This is a genomic window from Mesobacillus sp. AQ2, from assembly GCF_030122805.1.
GTDB lineage: Bacteria > Bacillota > Bacilli > Bacillales > Cytobacillaceae > Mesobacillus > Mesobacillus oceanisediminis_A.
The window spans coordinates 4,251,304-4,275,754 of record NZ_CP126080.1; the positions used below are offsets into that span (position 1 = coordinate 4,251,304).

General features: G+C 45.8%; 23 protein-coding genes and 1 other annotated feature. Of the genes, 9 read left to right on the top strand and 14 right to left on the bottom strand.

Annotated elements, in window-relative coordinates; translation table 11 throughout:
- Positions 1-289: 289 nt before the first annotated feature.
- The 6 genes from QNH36_RS21450 to QNH36_RS21475 all read right to left on the bottom strand — a co-directional run bounded on the left by QNH36_RS21450 (position 290) and on the right by QNH36_RS21475 (position 5,788).
- Positions 290-946: a response regulator gene (locus tag QNH36_RS21450; protein WP_144477964.1), complete on the bottom strand. Its 657-nt coding sequence runs from the start codon at positions 944-946 to the stop codon at positions 290-292.
- Positions 921-2,768 carry a GAF domain-containing sensor histidine kinase gene (locus QNH36_RS21455; RefSeq protein ID WP_283904152.1) on the bottom strand — a complete coding sequence of 616 codons (1,848 nt, stop codon included), beginning with the start codon at positions 2,766-2,768 and terminating at the stop codon, positions 921-923. Before QNH36_RS21455 ends, QNH36_RS21450 begins: the two co-directional genes overlap by 26 nt.
- A 213-nt stretch (positions 2,769-2,981) precedes the next feature.
- Entirely contained in the window at positions 2,982-3,911 is a 930-nt protein-coding gene (locus QNH36_RS21460) for a peptide ABC transporter permease (RefSeq protein ID WP_283904153.1), read from the bottom strand.
- Positions 3,908-4,831 carry an ABC transporter permease subunit gene (locus QNH36_RS21465; protein ID WP_283904154.1) on the bottom strand — a complete coding sequence of 308 codons (924 nt, stop codon included), beginning with the start codon at positions 4,829-4,831 and terminating at the stop codon, positions 3,908-3,910. The genes QNH36_RS21460 and QNH36_RS21465 overlap by 4 nt, the downstream gene beginning before the upstream one ends.
- Complete coding sequence (locus QNH36_RS21470; RefSeq protein ID WP_283904155.1) at positions 4,828-5,319, bottom strand: hypothetical protein; 492 nt, start codon at positions 5,317-5,319, stop codon at positions 4,828-4,830. The genes QNH36_RS21465 and QNH36_RS21470 overlap by 4 nt, the downstream gene beginning before the upstream one ends.
- The gene (locus QNH36_RS21475; RefSeq protein ID WP_283904156.1) at positions 5,306-5,788 is read right to left on the bottom strand and encodes a hypothetical protein; all 483 of its coding nucleotides are present in this window, start codon (positions 5,786-5,788) and stop codon (positions 5,306-5,308) included. Before QNH36_RS21475 ends, QNH36_RS21470 begins: the two co-directional genes overlap by 14 nt.
- Positions 5,789-5,986: 198 nt before the next feature.
- On the opposite strand from QNH36_RS21475, the gene QNH36_RS21480 reads away from it, so the two are divergent.
- On the top strand, positions 5,987-7,519 hold the full coding sequence (locus QNH36_RS21480) for a multicopper oxidase family protein (protein ID WP_283904157.1): 1,533 nt from the start codon (positions 5,987-5,989) through the stop codon (positions 7,517-7,519).
- Between the two features lie 36 nt (positions 7,520-7,555).
- On the opposite strand, the gene QNH36_RS21485 is transcribed toward QNH36_RS21480, so the two are convergent.
- From QNH36_RS21485 to QNH36_RS21510, 6 genes are all read right to left on the bottom strand, one after another.
- The gene (locus tag QNH36_RS21485) at positions 7,556-8,077 is read right to left on the bottom strand and encodes a hypothetical protein (RefSeq protein WP_283904158.1); all 522 of its coding nucleotides are present in this window, start codon (positions 8,075-8,077) and stop codon (positions 7,556-7,558) included.
- Between the two features lie 202 nt (positions 8,078-8,279).
- Positions 8,280-9,680, bottom strand: a complete 1,401-nt coding sequence (locus tag QNH36_RS21490; protein WP_283904159.1) for a nucleoside recognition domain-containing protein — start codon at positions 9,678-9,680, stop codon at positions 8,280-8,282.
- The gene (locus tag QNH36_RS21495) at positions 9,680-10,375 is read right to left on the bottom strand and encodes a FeoB small GTPase domain-containing protein (RefSeq protein WP_283904160.1); all 696 of its coding nucleotides are present in this window, start codon (positions 10,373-10,375) and stop codon (positions 9,680-9,682) included. The genes QNH36_RS21490 and QNH36_RS21495 overlap by 1 nt, the downstream gene beginning before the upstream one ends.
- Positions 10,375-10,620, bottom strand: a complete 246-nt coding sequence (locus QNH36_RS21500) for a FeoA family protein (RefSeq protein WP_283904161.1) — start codon at positions 10,618-10,620, stop codon at positions 10,375-10,377. The genes QNH36_RS21495 and QNH36_RS21500 overlap by 1 nt, the downstream gene beginning before the upstream one ends.
- Before the next feature lie 181 nt (positions 10,621-10,801).
- Positions 10,802-11,443, bottom strand: coding sequence for an NAD(P)/FAD-dependent oxidoreductase (locus tag QNH36_RS21505; RefSeq protein ID WP_283904162.1), 642 nt, complete (start codon positions 11,441-11,443; stop codon positions 10,802-10,804).
- An 87-nt stretch (positions 11,444-11,530) separates the two neighbouring features.
- Positions 11,531-12,589: a YncE family protein gene (locus QNH36_RS21510; protein WP_283904163.1), complete on the bottom strand. Its 1,059-nt coding sequence runs from the start codon at positions 12,587-12,589 to the stop codon at positions 11,531-11,533.
- Positions 12,590-12,858: 269 nt separating this feature from the next.
- Here QNH36_RS21510 and QNH36_RS21515 point away from each other — a divergent pair, with 269 nt between their 5' ends.
- From QNH36_RS21515 to chrA, 4 genes are read left to right on the top strand one after another with little or no spacing between them, the layout of a single operon-like run.
- Entirely contained in the window at positions 12,859-13,167 is a 309-nt protein-coding gene (locus QNH36_RS21515; protein WP_144477991.1) for a PadR family transcriptional regulator, read from the top strand.
- Positions 13,168-13,225: 58 nt separating this feature from the next.
- Positions 13,226-13,861, top strand: coding sequence for an ABC transporter ATP-binding protein (locus tag QNH36_RS21520; protein ID WP_283904164.1), 636 nt, complete (start codon positions 13,226-13,228; stop codon positions 13,859-13,861).
- Positions 13,861-14,655, top strand: a complete 795-nt coding sequence (locus QNH36_RS21525) for an ABC transporter permease (RefSeq protein ID WP_283904165.1) — start codon at positions 13,861-13,863, stop codon at positions 14,653-14,655. Before QNH36_RS21520 ends, QNH36_RS21525 begins: the two co-directional genes overlap by 1 nt.
- Complete coding sequence (chrA, locus tag QNH36_RS21530) at positions 14,652-15,845, top strand: chromate efflux transporter (RefSeq protein WP_251543032.1); 1,194 nt, start codon at positions 14,652-14,654, stop codon at positions 15,843-15,845. The genes QNH36_RS21525 and chrA overlap by 4 nt, the downstream gene beginning before the upstream one ends.
- A 251-nt stretch (positions 15,846-16,096) precedes the next feature.
- On the opposite strand, the gene iadA is transcribed toward chrA, so the two are convergent.
- Positions 16,097-17,266 carry a beta-aspartyl-peptidase gene (gene iadA / locus QNH36_RS21535; protein ID WP_283904166.1) on the bottom strand — a complete coding sequence of 390 codons (1,170 nt, stop codon included), beginning with the start codon at positions 17,264-17,266 and terminating at the stop codon, positions 16,097-16,099.
- Positions 17,267-17,383: 117 nt separating this feature from the next.
- Positions 17,384-17,608: a binding site (T-box leader), on the top strand.
- 85 nt (positions 17,609-17,693) lie between these two features.
- Between iadA and QNH36_RS21540 the strand changes: the two genes are divergently transcribed.
- The 4 genes from QNH36_RS21540 to QNH36_RS21555 all read left to right on the top strand — a co-directional run bounded on the left by QNH36_RS21540 (position 17,694) and on the right by QNH36_RS21555 (position 22,915).
- On the top strand, positions 17,694-19,031 hold the full coding sequence (locus tag QNH36_RS21540; protein ID WP_283904167.1) for a sodium-dependent transporter: 1,338 nt from the start codon (positions 17,694-17,696) through the stop codon (positions 19,029-19,031).
- Between the two features lie 129 nt (positions 19,032-19,160).
- The gene (locus QNH36_RS21545) at positions 19,161-20,666 is read left to right on the top strand and encodes a spore germination protein (RefSeq protein ID WP_283904168.1); all 1,506 of its coding nucleotides are present in this window, start codon (positions 19,161-19,163) and stop codon (positions 20,664-20,666) included.
- A 16-nt stretch (positions 20,667-20,682) separates the two neighbouring features.
- Positions 20,683-21,810, top strand: a complete 1,128-nt coding sequence (locus QNH36_RS21550; protein WP_283904169.1) for a GerAB/ArcD/ProY family transporter — start codon at positions 20,683-20,685, stop codon at positions 21,808-21,810.
- Positions 21,791-22,915: a Ger(x)C family spore germination protein gene (locus QNH36_RS21555; protein ID WP_251543042.1), complete on the top strand. Its 1,125-nt coding sequence runs from the start codon at positions 21,791-21,793 to the stop codon at positions 22,913-22,915. The genes QNH36_RS21550 and QNH36_RS21555 overlap by 20 nt, the downstream gene beginning before the upstream one ends.
- A gap of 46 nt (positions 22,916-22,961) precedes the next feature.
- On the opposite strand, the gene QNH36_RS21560 is transcribed toward QNH36_RS21555, so the two are convergent.
- A complete protein-coding gene (locus QNH36_RS21560) occupies positions 22,962-24,155 on the bottom strand; it encodes a PDZ domain-containing protein (protein WP_283904170.1) in 1,194 nt (397 codons plus the stop codon).
- Between the last annotated feature and the right edge of the window lie 296 nt (positions 24,156-24,451).

Consider the following 24,451-nt stretch of genomic DNA (forward strand, 5'->3'; position numbering starts at 1 on the left):
CACGAAAACCATTCTGCATTGGGTTTAAAAAATGATATCTTCTGTACTAATCTTCGATACTACCAAAGTAGTATCTAAAGAACAAAAAGCGCAAGCGCCTTGTTCAGCCCCGACAAGCGCTGGAGGGCCTGACAGTGAAGTCGTTCTTTGACTTCATTGGCAGGACCGAAGCGTCTCGAGGGGCTAGGCGCTGGAGCTGGATTAAAACACCCATATGCAGTTATCCACACAAAAATGCTTTTATAATTTCCTATACAAAGAAAAAGAGCCCTCGTCATGAGGACTCTCTTTATACTCCGCTTGATGTCGGCGGGATTGGTACGAGCTGATGCTGGACAGCATGGATGACAACCTGTGAACGGCTCTTGACGTTCAGCTTTTTGAAAATTTTGCTGACGTGGATTTTCACCGTTTTGTCGCTGATGAACAGGCGGTCGGCAATTTCTTTGTTGCTGAGGCCTTCGACCAGACATAGAAGCACCTCTTTTTCGCGCTCAGTCAGGGTCGTGTCCTCCTGCTCTGTTTGTTTTTGCTGGTGAAAGGCGAGCAGTTTCCTGGTCATCGAGGGATGAATGACCGATTCGCCGCGGGCGACGGTCCTGATCGCTTCGACGACCTGGTCGGATGGCGCGTCCTTCAATAAATATCCATCCGCTCCTTCGCGGATTGCGGACATGAAGTATTCCTCGTGGCTATGCATCGTCAGCACAAGAATTTTGATATTCGGGTATTTCTTTTTTAAAATGCCAGTGACTTCGACACCATTTTTCATCGGCATGTTGATATCCATCAAAATCATATCCGGCTGACAATTTTCCACCTTCAAAAGGGCATCATCCCCGGAAACAGCTTCACCGACGACTTCGATATCTTCTTCAACGGACAGGATGTTTCGCAGCCCATCGCGCAGTACAGCATGGTCATCCACTAGCATGAGCCTGATCATGTATGTTTTCCCCCTCGATTCCCATTCTAGGAACGGTGATGCTCACTTCCGTTCCCGAGCCTTCCTTGCTGTCGATCTGCAGGGAAGCGTTGATTTTTTCAGCAGCATCGTTCATCTGCAGGATGCCGAAATGCGGCTGGTTCCTCGCCTTGAGCATTGCCTGGAACAGAGAGAACCCTTTTCCTTCATCCTTGATTTTTAAAAGGATATGCTCCGTTTGATAGCTTAAGAGAACCTCTGCCTTCATTGCCTGTGAGTGCTTGATGGCATTGTGCAGGCTCTCCTGGAAGGTGTCGAACAGAACCTTTTCGACCATCGGGCTAAGCTCCTGCTCCTTGCCTCTGATCTCGAATTCGATATCCATCTTGTATTCCTTCTGGACAGCTTCGATTTTCCGCAAAATCGCTTCTGCCAGGGTCGCTTTCTGCGTCGGATATGGACGCAATGCATAAATCGACTCGCGGACCTCCTTCAGGCTTTCCCTGAGGCCGCTGACACTTTCGTCCACAAGCTTCCTTGTTTCTTCTGGGTTTTTCGTGAACTTCTTACCCGCGGTCTCAAGCTTCATGACCGCCCCGGCAAGAGTCTGAGCCACACCGTCATGGATATCGCGGGCAATCCGGTTCCGTTCTTCAAGGACAATCCGCTTTTCCTTTTCAGTAAAAAGCATCCTTGTTTTGATAATGACAGCAAGCTGGTTGGCCAGTGTCGCAATTGATTGGACATCATGGTCCTCAAAGCTTTTCGTCCGGCTCCTCGCGACGATGAACATCCCGATTGTTTCATTCTCGATGACAAGCGGTGAGTAGACGAACGCCTTCACGTCATCTTCAAAACACGCAGCTGCCACACCGCCATCTTTTTTGCGGTCATTATAGACAACAGGACTGCGCATGCCGTCAAATTCAGCAAACGCCTCTGATGGCAGCTCGCAATTCAATATGGTCCTCCCATCTTTGAAGCTAAGCTCCCATTCGCCATCCCGTTTAATCCATAATGAACTTGCCTCTGCTCCAATCAATTCGTTGAAGCTGCCGCTTAATGCCGACAGCCAGTCTTGTGAAGGAAGCATCTGGTTCAACTCGGAGGTGATTGAAAAAAGCAGCTTCAATCGGTTCTTCTCCCTTTTCAGCCTGGCAACCGTCGCGCTCAAAAGGGAAATCCCGACAAGCGGCGAGAAAAAGAAGAAGTAGGCAAAGACATCGATTTCACCGCGGTTTTGGCTGCCGACGACATAAAGGGTAATGCCGTAAATCAATGAAATTGCCGCACTATTCATTTCTGTGATCGTTTTTTGCTTCCAAACTTTAAACGAATAATGCTGCGGCCTGATGAAAAGGACGAGGTCGACAATCACATTGTTTACCAGTACATAGACTGCCAACAGGAAAAGATAACCCAGCATTCCCTGGAAAATCGGTGCGGGTGCAATTATCGCAAGCAAAGGCTCCATTACAGGCAAAAGCATGGCGGCAGAGTAAAAGCTCAGCACCAGCTGGGCGGGGTTGAACAAAACCGTCCGAAGCGGTCTTCTATGGATGATGTTCACGATCAGGACGGCAGCTGCATAAGCAATCGCAGTATACGAAAATCCATACAGCAAGAACAACACGTAGACCACGGGAAATGTGATGGCTGTATGGCCCCTCCACACCGGCATTGGGTAGTACTCGCTAATAAGCAGGAATAAGAACAGAAGTGCAAAAACAACCGCTTCAGCAGGCAATTCTATTTTTACAAATGAATAAAGGATGAGTACCCAGCCAAGCAGTGTAACTGAATTCATGAACAGCTTCGCATACCACTCCCTTTTTTGTTTCACTTGTTTCACCCCTATCGCGTTTAGAATTTTCAGTTAATTAATTTTATAACGACAGGTTCTATATTACAAATAAAACCCATTCACTGGCCGAATGGGGGTGCCACTAGCCAATGAATGGGCCAAACTCATATAGAGTTTCGTTGAACACTATTATGACAAAAGCTTTGGAAAATGACTATTCATCAAACGGGGTATTTTTATAGTACAAAAGTGTTATGTCCCCTTGTTCTTCCTTACCATATCCTTATGGCTGAAAAAGTCGCTCAGGGCCTTGTTAATCATTGCCACACTCAGGGCGGTCATGGCGAAAAACAGGATTGGCACATAGACAATCCATTCATATGCAAGCATAAAGCGCTTGTTCAGGCCGATCAATCCAGACCATTCATGGGTGACCGAGGAAGGCGGCCCTTCGCCCAAGATCGTCCCGCCGAAGAGGACGAGCATGACACCAAGGTGGACAAGCAGCGTAAGCACCTGCAGGAATTGCTGGCCAAACATCAATATCCATTCTTCATAAAGCTGCGGAAGGATGTGCTTGAAATAGATATGGCGCTTGCTTCCTCCCAGTGTAATGGCTGACTCGATGAATTCCTCCTTCCAAATGCGGCGCTTTTGCTCAATCAGCTGGACAGTCAAGGCCGGCAGCGCGATCAATACCAAAATGATGAATTCATAGACCACCCTGACCCATAAAGGGTGATTGAAGCCGTTGATCGTATACATGACGACCGTGGCCAGCAGGAAGTAGGCAATCAGCGTCTGTGGGAAAAATGACAAAGGCTCGGCAATCGCTTTTAGCAGCTTGAAGATCCGTTCCGGGACCCTGAAAAGGAAATAACTGAGCACAACCGATAAAACCATCCTTAAAAAAGCGACAATCAAGACGATGCCGATTGAATATTTCGCTCCCTCAATGACCGTATGGAGCATATCATAGCCATACATGTCCGACCCCAAAACAAAAACATCAAATGGCGGATACGGCGGAGCCTTGTCCAGGCTTCCATCTTCATTGTAGACGAAAGGAACCTGCCTGATTTTCCCGTCGTTCACAACGGTGTTCAAAATGCTCAGGACCAGAAGAATCGTCAAAAAAGATACTCCAAATATGAATTTCTTCGTTTTCAGCAATTTGCTCATAAGGTTAACCTTCTAAAATCTATTAGTCTGTAAATCAGGAAAAACGGCGTGAAAAATAGAATGCAGCTAAACACGAATAGTTCGACGGATATATGCTTGATATTGAACAGCATCAAACCGTCCAGGTTAAATATGTATTCAACCATGACAAGCGTTGAAAGCATCATCCAGACAATCGTCTTGAAGTGACCCTGCAAATCCTGGCTGATATTGCGGAGCACATGGACATTCAGCATATAAAAATACGACAGGCCTTTTGCTTTTGCCAGCAAAATGTACTGCTGATCCAATTCTTCAAAGATTTTAAGGACGATAATCTGCGTCAGGAACAGAAAAAGCGGCAGGCTCAGGCTGATCAGCGGCAGCAGGAAAGCCTGGTGATCGGTTCCAAGCGAAGTCGTCTGGACGAATTTCACGCCAAAGGTCTTAAAAACCCAGATCACTACCGCCTGCAGCAGGAACATCCATAGCACATCAGGAACGGACCGGATGATTTCTATGAAGCTTAGAATATAGTCTTTTTGCTTTTCAAAAAAGAGAACGAGCAAATAGGACAGCAGGAACGCCGCAGCTGTGGCCGCGATAAGAGCCGTGCCCAATGTCGTCATCGAATAGAAAAAGCGGCCCATCACCGCCGGCAGCATCTCATGCTGGCCATTGTATGTCAGGCCAGTCAATGTGAAAATCTTGATGGCAAGGTCCTTTATGCTTTTGAAATATCCTTCCGTATCAAAGGTCAAATCCCTCAGGAGGACTGGCAGACTGCCGATGAAGATGAAAATGAGCACACCCGATATGTATTGCACCACAATTTGGAGAAGACACAATATCACTTTTCTAACCATATTTTCAACCCCCTCATCTCCAAACTTACCCATTAAATTATAATGGACTGCCGTATTAATTTCCAGTTTTTTCATGATCCTCTCTTTTTCACGCTCAAATAGTAAAACATAATCATCAAGCTTTGCGAAAACAGATAAATCGGGAATGACCAGTGCATTTTATAGCCTTTATCAAAATGGAACAGGCCGACCTTTAGGCCAATCCATTCCAATACAATCGAAACAGCAGACCAGACAAGGAGGTAAGGAATGATTTTCATACGCCTGATATTCCATTTTTGATAAAAATAGATAAAAAAGTAACTATACGGACCATACATGATGTAACTGAGGAAGTCGATGAACTGATACGAAGACGTATCGTTTACATCATAGAAGTCCCAGGGTTTTATGCTGATTGTGTGGTCGTAGAACAGGCCGATGTATATGCCGAAAATATAGTAACCCATCACCTCCAGCTTGCTGAAGACTTTCGGTGCGAACCAAATCGCAGCATTCATGACAATGATGCTGATGATGACAAACCACTCATTTTCATTAAACGCCCTATCATAAACTTTCATTATCAACATTCTCCATTGGTTTAAAAATTGAAATGATCTTAAAAACGGCAATCCCACTGAGCAGGAAACCGGCATTCAACAAAGTGGTATAGAAAAAGTTCCATTTTATATAGGTGATAAGGTCAAAATCAACCGCTAGCTTATGGAGAGCAAGCAAGACCCCAAGAGCGATAAAAAAAGCAGTCATTTTTGAACCCCACGCAACAGCACGGACATAAAAATTGATAAAAATAATGGTCATTAACGGAGTCAATAAATCCCGGCACAAAAGTAAACAAATGAAAAGCCAGGAATCCTCTGTCATTCTGTACAGGCCCCACTCCAGTGCCAACAGCGTCAAACATTGGCGCGTAATGATCGCAACCACCATGAAAATGATTCCATTCTCCAGAAAACTGAGCGGCTTGCGCAAATGGTACGTAAAATGCAGGATCAGAATAGATATCGTTAGATAAATCGATAAAGCCATAATGACATCCTCTTTGAATGAATTTACTTCTTAGCAGTGCCCAGTCTGATGGGATACTATCCTTTCTAAAGAAAAAGATCATAATCCATGAAAAATGCACATTTTGCTGATAGGTTCTATATGACGCTTTTAAAATACAGGATGAGGTATTATAAATACAATAAAAAAAATTAAGCATACATCAAGGGAGGCGCAAAAATGAAAAAGACAGCCATTGCAGCGATCATCATTATTGTTTTAATCATCGGAAGTGGATGGTTTTTCATGAGGATGATGAGCGGTGGTGCAGGCGGAAATATGCCTGGCCAGGGGGGCAGCATGATGAACGGCGGCGGAATGAGCAATGGCGGCATGATGGGGGGCAGTTCTGGCGCTGTTGAAGATATGAAAAATGACTCTTTTTCAGAGAAAGAAAAGCCCCTGCCGATTCCGCCAATCCTTGAAGACGAGAATCCCGACCCGGGCAAAGCAGAATTCACTCTTGTTGCCCAAAAAGGTTCGATGGAGTTTTTAGAAGGAAAAGCTACAGATACATTCGGGTATAATGGCGATTACCTTGGCCCAGTCATTCGCGTCAAAAAGGGCGATGACGTTTCTGTCAAAGTGAAAAATGAGATTGGTGAAGCAACCACTCTACACTGGCATGGTCTCGAAGTGGATGGTGAGGATGATGGCGGTCCTCACAACGGAATCCAGCCAGGGACTACCTGGAATCCGCAATTTAAAATCGAACAAAACGCGGCAACATTATGGTACCATCCGCACCTGCTCCATGAAACAGGAGAACATGTTTATAAAGGGCTTGCCGGGTTATTTTTAATCGATGATGAAGAAAGTGAAAAACTGGACCTGCCAGATGAATATGGTGTGAATGATATACCATTGATTGTCCAGGACAAACAGCTGGATGAAAATGGCCAGTTTGATTATGATTTGAGCATGCACGACGTGATGATGGGTCTCCAGGGTGACACCATTATGGTCAACGGAGCCATCAATCCGTATGTTGAGGTTCCGAAAGGAAAGGTTCGTTTCCGGCTGCTCAATGGGTCGAATGCGCGGATCTATCAATTCGCATTGAGCAATGGACAGGAATTTTTCCAGATAGGTACGGATGGCGGTCTGATGGAAAAGCCTGTGAAGCTGGACAGCCTCATTTTAAGCTCCGCCGAGCGGGCAGAGCTGATTGTGGATTTTTCCGAATATGAAGAGGGCCAGACAGTCGAGTTGACAGACCAGGGCACCTCATTCATGAAATTCGTCGTAACTGGCGAGGAAAAAGGGCCAAAAGAACTTCCCTCCCAATTGGCTGACATTCCGCAAGTCGATGAATCCATGGCTTCCAGGACAAGAGAGTTTGTCATGTCAGGAATGGGAAGCAATGTTACGATCAACGGCAAACAGATGGACATGGATCGGATTGACGAGCAGCTCAAACTTCATGATACAGAGATATGGGAAATTTCGAACGAGGGCATGGGCATGATGGGCAATAATATGGGAATGGCTCACCCATTCCATGGCCATGGCACTCAGTTCCTGATTTTGGACCGGGATGGAAATCCTCCACCTGCAAACGAACGTGGCTGGAAAGATACGATTTTGGTCGCACCTGGAGAAAAAGTGCGTGCAATTGCGACATTCGACCATAAAGGTTTGTTCATGTACCACTGCCACATCCTCGAGCACGAGGACGCCGGGATGATGGGACAATTCACAGTAGAAGAGTAAGACTCCGGACATCAGCGGAGTCCTTTTTTTGTGGCATTAACCGATCAGGAGATGGACCCCTAAGGCAATCCCAAAAACAATCGCGATTGCCCGGTGGATTTTTTTATACGCGAGATACTTCTTCCCCTTTGCCCACTTGTCCAGGATCAAGCCAAAGGTTACAAGAAAAGCAAATCCTATCAATGTCGCTAATCCGCTGTAGATGCTTTCCCATTCTTCATTAGTCTGCAGGAAAAAATAAGAGCCATGCGCAATCGCTCCTGAAAAAGCAGCCCAGCCAATCAGTGTATGATGCTCCCTCAAAAGCTTGTATGCTATCTGGGCCCACTTCAAAAATCCAACTTTTCGTTTTTTTAATTGCAGGAATAGAAGTCTGGCCAGCCATAGTGCAAAGGCTGCGATCGCTCCTATTTCGGCTGCTGTTCCGACCTTCTCGTAAAGATCGCTCAACAAATCAGTTTCACCAGTGAAGAAACCGAGGATAAACATACCAGCAAATGCAGCAGTAACTATGTAGCCACCCAGCTTAATCCATTTTGACAAAGCATCTTGGGACATACGCTTCACTCCTTGTCTAATTATTCTATCCTATACCCTGAAACCCATTCTATATTAGGCAAAGAACAAATTCGCAAGCATCTCGTTCAGGCCAACAACAAACGCTGCCAACTTAAAAATAACGGTGTCGCTTGCTGGTCGGGCCTTGGATAAAACAAAAAGCATAAGGACCAACCCACTTATTTGGCCCTTATGCTTATTTTCACACCCAGCCTAATAACTTTGCCAGTTGGGCGATCACAAATGTTACAAGTAAGGCGATGACAGTCGGGATCATGAATGCCATAAAAGTCCATTTCTTGCTCTTTGTCTCCTTATAAATATTGATCAATGTGGTTCCGCAAGGATAATGAAGGAGTGAAAACAACATCATGTTGAGAGCTGTCAGCCAGGTCCAGCCCTGATCCAGGAAAATTTGCTTCAAATCCCCGATTCCTTCCACATCGATCAGTTCCCCTGTGGATAAATAACCCATCAACAGTACCGGCAATACAATTTCATTTGCCGGCAGGCCAATCAAGAAAGCCATCAGGATATATCCATCCAGCCCCAGCGATTGCCCAAGAGGATCTAAAAATTGCACAATATGCAGGAGGATGCTGGTTCCGCCTATATCGATGTTGGCGAAAACCCATGTCAGGACGGCTGCGGGCGCCGCGACTTTAACCGCCCTGTTAAGAACGGATAGCGATTTTGTCAGAGAAGCCCTGATCACAGTATCGAATATTTTCGGTTTGCGATATGGAGGCAGCTCCAATGTATAATGTGTCGGAACTCCTTTAAGCATTGTTTTTGAAAGAATCCATGATACAAAGAATGTCACGATGATGCCAAACAATACAATCCCCACGATGACCGACGTCGTCACGACCATTGCCATTCCGCCCGTAAAACCTGAAGCCATGAATAGTGAAGCAAGGACAATCAGTGTTCCCCATCTTCCGTTGCAAGGTACAAAGTTATTCGTAAGGATCGCCAGCATTCTTTCCCGCGGCGACTCGATGATTCTCGTTGACATCATCGCCGCCGCATTGCACCCAAAACCCATCGCCATTGTCAGTGACTGCTTTCCATGTGCCCCAACAGATTTAAAAAGTCGGTCCATATTAAAGGCAACACGCGGGAGGTAGCCATAGTTTTCAAGGAGGGCAAATGTCGGGAAGAAAATCGCCATCGGCGGGAGCATGACACTGATCACCCATGTTGTGCCACGATAGAAACCTAGAACAAGTACACCATGAAGCCATTCAGGAGCATGGATCATTTCAAAAAACAAAGTGAGGTATCCTTCAATCCAGCCAAAAAATTCAGCCAGCATGGCAGATGGAACATTTGCGCCGGCAATCGTTAAATAAAAGACCACCCCGAGCATCACCAGCATGATCGGGAAACCAAGGATGGGCGAGGTGAAAATCGCATCTAATTTTTCAGTCCGCTGAGAGTGCTTATTTTTCGTGTAAGTAACTCCGGCCTGAACCAATTTACTGCTATTCTGATAGAGCTTCTCGACGATTCGGTCACGAGAATCCGAGGTTGATAGTTTTTCAGCTTGATGAAGAATTTCGTCCAAAAGCTGATTTTGATCCAATGATTTGGATTCCATTACTGCAACACCTCCTCATACTGCTGCCGCTTGCTGATTTCCTCAAGCAGCGCTTTATCTCCATCAAGCAAGCGCAAAGCAAGCCATCTGGATGGAATTCGGCTATTCCGAAGCTGTTTGACCAATGGCATGAGGACTGCGATTTTTTCTTCGGTTTCTTCATCATAGGTGACCGGTACAGGATTACATGTGATCTCACCGCTCATCAGCCGATCCATGGCATCGAGCAGCGCAGAAATGCCCGATTTATTCCTTGCAGAGATTTTGATGACCGGTACCCCAAGCCGTCTCATTAAGATCTTTTCATTGATTTTAATCCCCATCTTCTCAGCCTCATCTATCAAATTAACGCAAATGATTACCTGGCCGGTCATCTCAAGAACCTGTAAAGCCAGGTTAAAATTCCGTTCCAGTGCAGTAGCGTCCAATACGACGAGGGTGAGATCAGGTTTTTCGAACACAATATAATTGCGGGCCACTTCTTCATCAAGAGAATTGGAGTAAAGCGAATAAGTACCAGGCAAATCCACTAGTTTAAAAGTATTGCCTTTGTATTGAAAGGAACCTTCCTTTAATTCAACCGTCTTTCCCGCCCAGTTTCCCGTATGCTGTTTCAATCCCGTCAATACATTGAACAATGTGCTTTTCCCCGTATTAGGGTTTCCAGCCAGCGCCACACGAAATTGCCTGCTCATCAGTCCATCAGCTCCCCTTCGATTTTTATGCTTTCATCTTTCCTTAATGCAATCGTAGTATTGCTTACGCGAAAGGCAATTGGATCACCCAAAGGACTTTTCCTGACCACTTCTACTATCGCCCCAGGCACAAATCCTAAATCAAGCAGCCTTCTCCGCATGACTCCTTCAACTGATATGCACGTCAGCTTAATGACGTTTCCTTTTTCACCATCGGATAAACGGACTTTTTTTGATTCACTCATTAATATTTCCTCCACCTTAAAAAGTTTCCTTAGTGCAACTTTTGTTTTTTATTATATGTAAGTGTGGGGAAAGTGTCAAAATTATTTTTATAAAATATAAAAGCATATGGACAATCCAGAAAATTGGATTTGCCCATATGCTCTCAAGCCTTGCATAACGGAATATGAAATCATCTTATTTTTACTTTTTACATGCTGTATTGATCATTTCCAACAGCTCGTCTTTTCCAAACCGGGCAATGAATTTATGGACCGGCTCGCGCTTTTTCCCATTCTCATTATATATGTCTATGAGACTCTCAACTCTTTGATAAAGCTCATTCGGAGTAAGCTGTTCATATAACAGGCTTCCCGGTGCAGCATCCTGCCCCTTTGATTTTCCCCCGGCATAAAGATTGTAGCCGTCTTTCACTTTCATGATGCCGATATCGTTGATGAGCGGTTCACCGCAGCCGACCGGGCAGCCGGTGTACGCTGGCTTCAGGGTAAAAGGGACTGCTTTGCCGGCGATCCTTTTGTTCAGTTCAATGGCAATGGGCATCCCTTCCTCCTCCGCTCCTTTGCAAAAATTACATGTGCGGAGACTTTTCACAAAGCTTCCAACTGGATAACAGCTGAGGCCAGCCTGTTCAAACTCTGCAATTGCCTCTTCTTTTCGGCTTTCCGGTATTTCGATATACAGCTGCTGAAACGTCGTCAGCTCCAGTTCCTGGTCCTCTCCCAGATATTTCGCCAGGACCAGAAGCTGCCTGGCATTCAGCTTGGAGCCAAAATCAATGCCGCCATTAACAGCCAGCTTTATGGTTTTCTCAGTCGTTTCCAATAAATCTCCATCCTCCTTCACGCTTGTTTAGAATGAATTTATTTCCATCATACCGAGAAAAAGTGGAGAATGTGTGGATTTTTCGAATCAATTCATGATCGTGATTCCGTTAGGTATTTCCCCGACCTCGATAGTTTCTGCTTGTTTGCTAGCCAGGTCAATGATGCTGACTGTGTTATCGAACATATTAGTTACATAAGCGAACTTTCCGTCACTGCTTACCGTTACACCATGGGCGCCATTTCCTGTCTTGATCTCATCGACAACTGTTTTTGCTTCTAAATCGACTATTGACATGGAACTTGAAGGGGATTCCTCGGTGCCCTGGTTCGCGACATACGCATACTTGCTGTCAGGACCAATATAGACCTGTGCCGGGCCTGTACCAACTTCCACCTTGGCCACTTGCTTCGTTTCAAGATCGACTATGGCCAGTGAGTTTTCCGAGAAAAGGGTTACTGCCAGGGTCTTTCCGTCCTTGGTCACTCCTGTTGTCACAGGTGTACTTCCTATATTCATTCTTTCTTCCTGGAATGTTTCCAGATTGATTACACTTACTGTGTCCTCACCCATATTGGCGATATAGGCTAATTGGCTGTCTGGAGAAATCCTGAAACCATGTGGGCCATCGCCTGTCGGAACGGTTTTGATCACTTTATAGGTTGCCGCGTCAATGACTGAAACGGTGTCATCCTCGTTGTTTGTTGCCAATACGTATTTGCCATCCCCTGAATACACAATATGCGCCGGATGATTCCCAACTTCCACTTCTTTTAACAGTTCATTTGTAAAGGCATCATAGAATACTACTTTTCCAGAAGTTCCTCCTTCGTGACTGCCATGCCCGTGCCCAGATTCAGGAATTAGTGTTGCGGCAACCACTTTTCCATCAGGCGAAAGCTGGATATTATGAACAACTCCATCTGCCTTGATGGTATCGGCCACCTTATTATCTTTGACATAGACCTTGCTGATGGTCCCGCCCTCATTGGCGGTGAAATAATATTTTTCTGAAACTTGTTCTTGTTTGGCCGCTTTCACTTCAGGTTTCTTTTCAACCTTAGTAGCAGCACCCGTCCCACACCCTGCAAGAACAAGTCCAACAGAAGCAAACAGGCTAATCATTTTTACATTTAAACGACTCATTTTGAGCCCTCCTTTTCGGAAATCTACCACCATGATAATCCCGCCCATTCCTGCGAAAATGTTAAGTTCATCACAAACCAAAATATAAAGCTGAGAAATTTTACAGCTTTTTGAAATTGATAAAATCTGCAAATTTCCGGAGTAGAATTTACTATTTGTTTTCATTAGGGAAGGATAGTAGCAAAATAATTGATTTATTTTCTTGATAAGTTAAAATGATATCGAGTTTCGTTATTGGATTTCGATATCAGGGAAAGAAGGAATTTTACATGGAGGATAAAGTTCTCAGGAAACTTTTTCTCGGGTTCATCCAGATCCATATTTTGCATCATGCAAAAGAGCAAGAGATTTTTGGGTTGTGGATGCTGGAAGAGCTTAAAGAACACGGCTACAGTTTGAGCGCCGGGACTCTATATCCGATTTTGCACAGTATGGAATCAGATGGATTGCTGATAAAAGAAGAAAGAAAGGTCGAGGGAAAAATACGCAAATACTATCGGACAACAGACAAAGGAAACAGGGTGCTTGAGGAAGCCCAAAAGAAAGCGTACGAACTCTTCAAGGAAATCAAGGATTGATCAGAGGCTCGAAGATATATGTGTACCAGAATTCAGTGGATGAAGGGAGTGAAGCAGTTTGTTTGAACTTCAGAATGTGACTGTGAACGGTATTTTACAAATCGATCAGCTGACGATTCCGGAAAATCAATTCACCTGCATCCTTGGACCGAGCGGAAGCGGGAAGTCGACGCTATTGAGGCTTTTGAATGATCTGTCCAGCCCTGATGATGGGAAGATTCTTTATAAAAACAAACCAATCAACGAATTCGATCCGCTTCAGCTCCGAAGAACGGTTGTTATGGTGTCGCAGGCGCCGGTCATTTTTCAGGGCAGTATTGAAGATAATTTGCAGATTGGCCTTTCTTTTTCCGGAAAAGAAGCAGCAAGTGTTAAGGAAATGGAGACAATGCTCGAATTATTCATGCTTGATAAAAAGCTGGGCGATGAAGCGGAGAACCTGTCTGGCGGCGAAAAACAGCGTCTTTCCTGGGCCAGGGCGATGCTGCTGGATCCCGAGGTGTTTTTGCTGGACGAGCCGACCTCCGCGCTGGATGAAGAAACAGCCCGTACTGTGCTAACAAGATTTTACGAGTATGCTAAAAAGCGTTCGAAAACAGTCATTATGATCACTCATTCAAAGGAACTGGCAGAGCTCGCAGCCGAGAATACGATTGACTTGTCCCAATACTCCCTTGGAAGCGAGGGGCTCTGATGGATGGTGTAATGGATCTATCGTTACTGCAGCTTGCTGCTGCCTATATCTTCATCCTGATATTAATCATCATTGTCAGGGTTCGCGGGATCCGGCGGGAAAAAGAAATCCTGCTGGCTACTGTGCGAATGTCCATCCAGCTTGTACTGGTCGGGTACCTTCTCGTCTATCTGTTTGATAATCCGAACCCCTGGTCTACCTTGCTAATCATTGCCATCATGCAGATTTTTGCTATTTATAATGTGTACAAACGTACAAAGCACCCTCTTGGAAGCGGGATGAAAAAGTATATTGCTTATGCTATGGCAATCGGAATCCTATCGAGTTTGTTCTTTTTCATTCTCGTTGTCCTGGATGTTACTCCATGGTACGAACCGCGTTATTTCATCCCGATTGCCGGGATGATCATCGGAAATTCGATGACCGGTGTTTCGCTCGGGGTGAATAATTTAATTTCGGGATTTACATCGCACAAGGATGAGATCGAGGGCGCCCTGATGCTTGGGGCCACACCGAAGGACGCCGCCAGGAAGGTCGTCAACGAAGCTTTCGATTCTGCGATGCTGCCAACCATAAACTCAATGGTCGGGATGGGAATCATATTCCTGCCGGGAATGATGACGGGTCAAATTCTTTCCGGCACCTCCCCCATCGTTGCCGTGGAATACCAGATCGCCATCATGCTTGGGATTGTCGGAAGTGTGTCACTGACGGTGATTTTGTATTTGCAGATGGCCTATAAATCTTTTTTCAATGAGCGTTTTCAATTAGTTATGAAGGAGAATAAGAAATGACAGAGAAAAAAAGTGTAACTTTCCAGTCGCTGCTGGAAATCTTGATGGTTTCGACCAGGCTCGGCCTGACATCTTTCGGCGGGCCTGTCGCCCATCTAGGCTATTTCCATGAAGAATATGTCCGCCGCAGGAAGTGGATGGACGAAAAAAGCTATGCGGATCTCGTGGCATTATGCCAGTTCCTGCCTGGCCCGGCAAGCAGCCAGGTCGGGATCGGCGTGGGGCTGATGCGCGGCGGATTACTCGGAGGATTGTTCGCATTCCTTGGATTCACCCTGCCTTCTGTTCTGGCACTTATCGTCTTCGCTTTGATTTTACAGGGATTCGATATTGGAGACGCAGGCTGGATTCATGGTTTGAAAATCGTCGCTGTCGCGGTGGTGGCACATGCTATCCTCGGAATGGCACAGAAGCTCACTCCCGATCTGCCGCGGAAGACGATTGCTTTATTTGCGCTCGCTGCAACTCTGCTGTGGCAAACAGCGTTCACGCAAATTGGCGTGATTATCATCGCTGGAATTTTAGGATATGTTTTATTCAAGTCCCATACTGCATCTGCAGACGATCGGATGACTTTCCCGATTTCCAAAGGTGTTGGGTATGTCAGCTTGGGACTCTTTTTCGGTTTGCTCATCCTCCTGCCGATTTTACGGGAAGCCACTTCACTAAACTGGATTGCGATGTTCGATAGCTTTTATCGATCAGGTTCACTTGTTTTTGGCGGAGGACATGTAGTTTTGCCTCTGCTTGAACGCGAATTCGTGCCGACAGGCTGGCTGAGTGAGGAAGCCTTCCTCGCTGGATATGGCGCTGCCCAGGCAGTACCCGGACCCTTGTTTACCTTCGCTGCCTATATCGGAGCAGTCATCAGCGGCTGGAAGGGCGGACTGCTCGCGACAGCGGCAATTTTTCTTCCGGCATTCCTGCTGATCCTTGGGACACTGCCTTTCTGGGATGCATTGAGACGGAACAGCAAGATCAGCAGAGCGCTTATGGGCGTTAATGCCGCTGTTGTCGGCATCCTGATTGCGGCGTTCTATCATCCTATCTGGACAAGTTCCATTCTCGTGCCTGTTGATTTCGTGTTTGCAGCAGTTTTGTTCAGCATGCTAGTGTATTGGAAGCTCGCACCGTGGATTGTCGTTGTTACTGGTGCGGTTGGCGGAATGATTTTGTCGATGATTTTTTAAAAAATGCGGGTTTTTGCCCGTTTTTTTGCTGTTTGGGTAAGGTTTCATTGATTTCGCACCCATATTCCTGCTTCCGAATTCCGGTAAAATGGGTTTATTGGCGAAAAATCTGATTTTATCGACCACATTTTTGATTATTTCGGCGGATTTTCAAATATATCGACCACTTTTCCGAATATATCGACCACATTTACAGATATATCGACCAAGTCAAAAAGAACCTTGACCGCTTATGGTCAAGGTTCTTCTAATCATTCAAATGTCCCTCTCACTAGCGGAACTTTGTTTTCTACCATTACTTTTCCCATTGCGATGACCGTATCAATCTCAAGGTCCTTATCCAGCAGCACCAGGTCTGCATCACGTCCTGTTTCGATCCGGCCTTTTTGTGAAAGCTTTAAAACGGCTGCCGGGTTCGCCGTGATCACTCGGATGGCGACCTCAAGCGGAATCCCCTCCGAAACTACGGCTTCCTTAACAGCATCGTACAAAGACGAAACCTGGCCAATCTGCAAACCAATCAGTTCACCATTTTGATCAAAATCAGGCAGGCTCGCCTGTCCATCGGAAGTGAAGGTAATCTGGCTGATGTCGACGCCCGCTTCAAGCATCCGCTTGAGACCGACACTGCATTTGACCTCCCCTTCCTCCAAAAACTTCGGGATGGAACTGGTAGTGAAATCAACCCAGCCGCCTTTTTTCGCGTACTCAATGCCTGCTTCAAACAGGTGGGGATTGCGGTTGATATGGGTCGGATAAAATTGCCGGATCGGGATGTCGGTATTCTCGACGACCTCCTCGATCAGCTTCAGATGGTCTAGGCTGTCGCCGACATGGACATTGACGATGCCGCTTTTTCCAGCGAGCATCCCGCCAATCCTCGCTGCCGAAGCGATTTTGGCCAGCTCCTCGGCAGTCGGCTGGGATGAACGATGATCGGCGATCGCAATCTCGCCCGCTCCGATTACTTTATCAATCAAAATGATGTCGTCCTCAATTTTGCCGGTAAGCGTTTTGACAGGGACCTGATAGGAGCCCGTTTGCACATAGGTAGTGATGCCTTCTTCTTCTAACGCTCTTGCCTTGGCAATCAAGCTCGGCATCGTTCGTGTCGTGCCGTCAGTGCCGAGAACACCGACCAGCGTCGTGATGCCGGCAGTTGTCGCCTGGGTCAGCTGGATTTCCGGTGTCCTGGTACGGAACCCGCCTTCTCCGCCGCCGCCAATCAGGTGGACATGTGAATCGATGAAGCCTGGTACAACCGTCTTGCCCTCAGCATCAATAACTTTCACATCGACGAACTTTTCTGGAACTTCGATTTCATCCTGGATGAATCCGATTTTCCGATCGACAATTAAAATATCTTTTTTACCAATGTGATCTGGTGCGTAAATCTCGCCATTCTTAATAAGTGTCAGCATGCACTCTCCTCCAACTTCCTGCTGTTTCCTCAATTATAGCTTGTTTCAATTCTCTGAAAAAGAAGCTTGACAGTATATTCTTATCATACTATAATTTCGAGTATTACATTTTAATAAGTTGAAGCATTGAAGAGAGTTTATTAAGCCGGTCTCCCTGTTACTAGAGAATCAGTGGTTGGTGAAAACTGATACAAAGTCCTGGTGAATTTCGTTCTTGGAGCTTTTCCTTTAATACACATTGTAAAAAAGGAACGGACTTGGCCGTTATCCAATTAACTTGAGCGGGAAGCGTATTTTTGCTTCCAAATAGGGTGGTACCGCGTGTTCAGCCACGTCCCTATCCAGATCGTTGGATAGCGGCGTGGCTTTTTATTTTGCCCGGACGTCCAGCGGCTCAGCTGAAATAGAGAGAAAAGGGAGAATCAACATGGAGAAAGAGCAATGGTCATCAAAGATTGGATTTATCCTTGCCGCAGCCGGTTCGGCAATCGGAATCGGGGCAATCTGGAAGCTTCCTTATGTGACGGGGGTCAGCGGCGGCGGAGCGTTTTTCCTCATGTTCATTTTATTTTCGCTGTTCATCGGCCTGCCGCTGCTGCTTGCGGAATTCGTGATCGGCCGCAGTACTGGAAAAGAAGCGATCCGTGCTTATCTAGAAATCGCGCCTAAAAGCAAATGGTATTTGATCGGGATACTCGGTGTCGTTACCAGCTTCGTGCTGCTTAGCTTTTACAGTGTGGTTGGCGGCTGGATCAGTGTTTATTTTGTAAAGGGGCTTGCTGGCGGAGTGATCCAGGAAGGCGCCGATTATGGTGAGCTGTTCGGGACGACGATCAGCGATCCGTGGAGTGTACTCGCCGCGCAGGCTGCGTTCTTGCTGATGACCATCGTGGTAGTCGCCAAAGGCGTCCAGTCTGGCATTGAAAAAGCGAGTAAAATCCTAATGCCAGCCCTGTTCCTGCTTTTTATCATCTTGATCGTCCGTTCACTCACGCTCGATAACGCGTTAACTGGAGTAAAGTTTTTCCTCGCTCCGGATTTTTCAAGCATCACCTCCGAAAGCATCTTATTCGCGATGGGACAATCCTTTTTCTCCCTGAGCATCGGGGTCTCGGTGATGGTGACATACAGTTCGTACCTGCCGAAAAAAGGCAGCCTTGTACAGCCGGCCCTGTCGGTTGTCGGGATGAACCTGTTCATCGCATTGCTTGCCGGACTGGCGATCTTTCCGGCGGTCTTCTCACTCGGATTTGAAGCTGCTGAAGGTCCGGGACTGCTATTTGTCGTCCTGCCAGCGGTTTTTGAAAAAATGGTTTTCGGCGAGCTGTTCCTGCTGCTGTTTTTAGCGTTATTCCTGTTCGCGACACTGACATCGGCATTCTCGATGCTTGAAATTGTCGTCGCCACTCTTGCAAAAGGCGATCGTAAAAAGCGCGCCAGATTCGCATGGATTGCCGGCGGATTGATCTTCCTTCTCGGCATCCCATCCGCCCTGGCTTTTGGAATTCTGGCGGAGGCAACGGTTTTCGGAAAAAACATCTTTGACACAGCCGACTTCCTGGTAAGCAATATCCTGATGCCGCTTGGAGTCCTGCTGATTTCGATTTTCGTTCCGCTGAAAATCAGGAAAGAAGTTTTAAGGCAGGAGCTTCTCCAACATTCCAAAACAGGCAGCTGGCTTTTTAATCTCTGGTACAATGTCATGAGGTTCATCGTTCCAATCGTCATCATCATTGTATTCCTTGATTCACTAGGCCTCATATAAAAGGAAGCTGGCATTACGCCAGCTTCTTTTTTTAGTTGATACATACAATCACAAAATCTATCATCAGTATAATTTTTCCCTATAATGCAAAACCTTTTGTGTAGATGACTGGCATCGGAGGGATTTTTTATGTTCTTCAAGAAACAGAAACGTGAAGCTCCTGACACCATGAATGAAAAAAATCTCGACGACAAGGAGTTAATCCCCGTATCCAAAGATGAATTCATCAACATTATGAAAGAGCGTCTTCATCATAGTGCCGACCTAAACACAAAAGAATTGGCCAATGGTTTCACCCTTGTTTTCCTCGACACTTTGACTGATAAGAAAATGTTGAATGAGGATATTTTATCGCGTTTGGCTGGCACCTCTGCTACACCGGATGAAGCTTTAAAGAGCATAACGGTTTCGAGCACTTCGAAGCATAAGTACGTTGAAGATGGTGTCGATTCGATACTGAAAGGTGCCGTACTGGTCCATTCTACTGGATATCCTGTCATTATCAGCGCAGTTGTGGCTACCCAGGAAAACCGCTCATTGACCAGGCCAGAAAATGAATCCCAGGTGATGGGACCGCAAATCGCCTTCAATGAGAGTCTGGCAACGAATATATCACTGCTTCGCCGTTTTCTTACAAATGCCAATCTATGCAATGAAAGTTTTAAAGTAGGAAAACAAACGAATTCTGCGGTTGCGCTGCTTTATTTAAAAGATATTGCCGATGAAGAGATGGTTGACAGAATGCGTGAACGGATTCAGAGCATCGACATCGATTCAGTTCTTGATAGCTCTTTCTTGATCCAGCTTATCGAAGACAATTCACTGGCAATTTTCCCGCAAATGCTGCTGACGGAAAGACCAGATCGTGCCTGTGCATGGCTTTTGAACGGAAAAGTAGTGGTACTGGTGGATGGCAGTGTCCAGGTCATCGGAGCACCGCAAACCTTCATCGAATTTTTTCAGAGCATGGAGGATGAAAGTGTCAGATGGCAGATTGCCACTTTTATCAGGATCCTGCGCGTTTTTTCCATGATAGTCTCGATTTTTTTCACCGCCATTTATGTTGCGTCTTTGACATTCCATTACGAAATCATTCCACAGACATTGCTGGTCCCGCTCGGTGAATCAAGATCGCGTGTTCCTTTTCCGCCCATTATTGAGGCATTATTGCTCGAAACAATGATTGAGCTCCTCCGGGAAGCAGGAGCCCGGCTGCCAACGAAAGTCGGCCAGACAATGGGTATCGTAGGCGGTATTGTAGTTGGTACAGCTGCAGTAGATGCCGGATTCACAAGCAACATCCTGATCATCATCATTGCCGTTAGCGCCCTTGCCTCTTTTACAACACCAAACTATACGATGGGCAATGTCATACGGATCCTGCGCTTCCCCTTAATTATTTTAGCTGGTTTTTGGGGTTTTTACGGGCTGATGTTCGGCTTTTGTTTCCTGCTGATCCACCTGATCCGCCAATCCAGTCTTGGAAGCCCATTTCTGGCTCCTTTTTACCCGCCGAGATTTGCAGACTGGCGGGACAGCATCATCCGTCTCCCGATTGGCTGGACCAATAGACGTCCAAAACAGGCAAGACCAGATGACAAAATGAAATTCAGAGCCCAAAAAACCAAAGAATAAAGATGTGGTGTTATGAATGAAAATCCTGATCGAGGTAAAACCGCAGAGTATGGTCAATACCATGCTGCTCGTATTCGTGATTTTTTCCATGCAGGTAGGCGTAGGCATCCAGGGATTCCAGAGGGTCATTTATATGGAAGCAAAGCATGATGCCTGGATTTCCGTTATTTTGAGTGGTGTTGCAACTGCAATCGTTGGGTTCATCATGGTCAAGACTTTGAAAGCCTATGAGAATACGGACCTCTATGGAATTCAATATGATGTACTTGGAAAATGGTTCGGGAACTTGCTCAATATCTTATTTGTCATTTATTTTCTTGGAGGATTCCACATCATTGTCCGAAATTATATTGAAGTTATCCAGGCGTGGATTTTCCCTGAAGTACCGGACTGGCTGATTTCCCTTACTCTTCTCTACCTTGTCTACTACGGACTAAATGGAGGACTGAGGACAGTGGTAGGAGTATGCTTCTTTAGTGTAGGTCTGTCCTTCTGGCTAATTCTCCTGCTTGCCTATCCCTTCCAGTTCGCCAATTTGGATTACTTATTTCCGATGTTCGAAGCGAGCATTCCGGAAATTTTAAGGGGTACAAAACAAATGACATTCACTGTCGTCGGCTTTGAGATCATCTATGTAATCTATCCTTTTTTAAAAGAAAAAGACAAGGTCCACAAATATATGCAAGTAGGCCTTTTTTTTACCACCATCCTTTACCTCACGATTATGGTGGTCTCCCTGGCCTATTTTAGCGGAGGACAGTTGGAACGGACGATTTGGGGAACTCTCTCTCTCTTAACAATCGTCCGCTTTCCTTTCATAGAAAGATTTGAATACGTGGCTATTACCTTCTGGGTGTTGCTGATCATGCCGAACTTGATGCTCTATATGTGGGCGGCTACCCGAGGTATTTCAAGGGTTTTTGGTAAAAAGGAACAGAAAGTCAGTTGGAAGTTGCTGATATTTTTATTCTTGACCCTGCTTTATCCACTCACCAGGGTACAAATCAATATGATGAACGATTATTTCGCAAAAGGTGCCTTCTATATCGTGTTTATCTATCCATTCCTGCTATTCGGTGCAGTTCTAGTCAAAAAGAAATTTTTCCGAAAAAAGGATGAGGCCAATGTACAGAAAAATGAATAAAATCATCATTGCGATCCTTGCCATCATCATTTCCGGCTGTGCTGATCCGAAAACATTGGAGCGAATGGGTTTGGTCACAACAATCGGATATGATACGACAGAAGATAAAAATGTTCTTGTAACAATGGTACTGTTGCAAATTGATCCAGAGGCAGCTCAGAATTCCATTATCCTTTCCGCAAAATCAGAGACTAGCAAAGGGGCGAAAAACAAAGCTGATTTAAAAAGCCCTAAAAAGCTGCAATCAGGTCAACTCCGGGTAGCACTAGTCAGCGAAGAGTTCGCACAGCTAGGTATCATCAATCTCGTAGACACCCTGGCACGGGATCCGGCTATCAGCAATCTCACCTATCTTGCAGTCGTTGAAGGCAGTACACATAAACTGCTCAAACAGAAAAACGCGGGGTTTTCCGATATCAGCCAGCTCATTTATAAGGAACTAGATCAAAATATAAAAGGGGAAAAAATCCCCTCGTCAACTCTGCAGGAAGTCATGCAAGATTATTATGCTGCAGGAACTGACCCGGTTTTGCCCACTATAAGGGGGGAAAACGGAGAAATTATCATTACCGGCATGGCGTTGTTCAAGAATGATAAAATGGTCAGCAAGGCCAATCCCGATGAAGCATTTTTTCTGAAATTGGTCAATGACCGATATAAAACAGGAGCAATAGAAATAACCATCCCAAAAGGCGGTTTTGGTATTCCGGAGTCAATTGAAGCTCCTGACCAAATGTCCGTGGTCCTGGATACGATCACAAGCAAAAGTGATATCAACCTGCTCAACAAAGACAACCTCCAGTTCGAAATGAAAATCAAATTAACAACAAGATTGCTTGAGGTCAATCAAGTAATGGACATTAAGAACCCAGTACTACTAAAAAAACTGGAAGACAGACTTAGTGAAAAAATCACCTCCGAAATTGAGAACCTGGTTGAAAAGGCGCGCGTGGCCGGAGCAGATCCATTCGGGTTTGGCGAAATTTACCGTAAAAGCGTCAGAGGCACAAACCTGACTGCATCGAAATGGCACAAAATGTATCCGGATAGCAAGGTTAATGTAAAGGTGGACTTCGAGATTCTGCGGACAGGGGTTGTGGAATAATACGAAAAAAGCGGGAGCCTCGTGTGATGGCTCCCGCTTTGGTTTCTTATCCAACTTCACTGTCCCACTTTTTCTCATCCTGAACAAAAAGGATACCAAGTTCGTGATGATCGCCTTCATATAACGCCCGTTGCACAAAACGGATTTGCGCATTCGTATCAAGCACTTCCAGCTTGCAATGTGCCCTATTTCGCGAAAGAGCCTCGTAAAATGTTTTTTCGTCATTGACGTTCGTGCCATTGACTTTTGTGACAAGCTCCCCTACTTCCAGGGCCATTTTATCGGCTGGCGATCCTGGCAGGATGCCGAGAATCATTACGCCATGATTCTTTTTGGAAAAATAGAACGGACGGCTTTCTTCCTGCATCCGCTGGGTATAAGTCAAAGCTTCGCGGCCGATGATGGCGATTGACACTGCTGCGATGGACGCGATTGGGTACCAGTACCCGGCTGCAGCAATCAGTGCGGCCAGGATGCCAAGTCCAATCACCCGGCTGCCCTGCTGCTGAATGGCCTCCCTCGGCAGCATGCCCTGGATTTGCTGATGCATGCCGATCGCGAATGGAACGAGAAGCAATGAATATGTATTGTCGCCAAGCGTGAACACCGGCCACCACTCGAACGGCATGGTCAGGATGTTTCCTGGAATGAGCATGAATGCCGGAACCAGCCACAGCCGTTTCACCTCATGAACACCGACCGTCTGGCCGCGCTTGCTTTTAACTAATTTTGGAGAAGTTCCCTTTTTGCCATTCTTTAAAATAAGGAATCCTTCACCGATTGTCAGCAGTGCCAGCAAAATCGCGATGGAAGGATATATTTTTTCATCCAAATTTGAAAATAAATCGCCGGCCAGCGGAAGCTCGATGTTTTTGCCCGACAGAAAAGCTAGAGCAAAAAAAGCAGCGCCAACCGTATAGGCAGGAGCCAGCAGCCTCACTCTCGCGGTAAAGCTCAATAGCAATGTCGCCGCCGCAATTAAAACAATCGCCGCGAATGGTATCGTAAGCCCTGCTCCAATAGTGATTGCGGAAATCAGCAGACCGACAAGCAGCCCAAGCGGAAACAGCTGCCTTAGCTCAAAATAAGCATCTTCCGACCGGACCGTGAAGTTTTTCCGCTCCCGCTTCACGCGCGCAACCCCAAGGACCGCAGCTATAATAAAAGAATAATAGAACACAGGGTGAAGCAGAAGCCTGCCCGTCCCCTTCAAAAGCTCAATGAACCAATCCTGTGCCACCCCTATGTCACCATCCCCGTAAAATTACTTATTATTAAGCTTATTCTATCAAATCTAGGGGGTAAAACCTATTAATACTTGCGGAAATGGGATGGGATTTTTTTCTTGTGGAGGTTTATTTCTGTCGATAGCAACTAATCTCTATGGAATCCGGGTTATTCTCTACGGTTTGGTCTGGAATCTCTACGGAATGCTGCTTATTCTCTACGGAAGAGGCTATAATCTCTACGAAATGAAGCATATTCTCTACGTTTACCATAAACTAACAAAAAAACGCTGCACCCCTGACTAAGGTA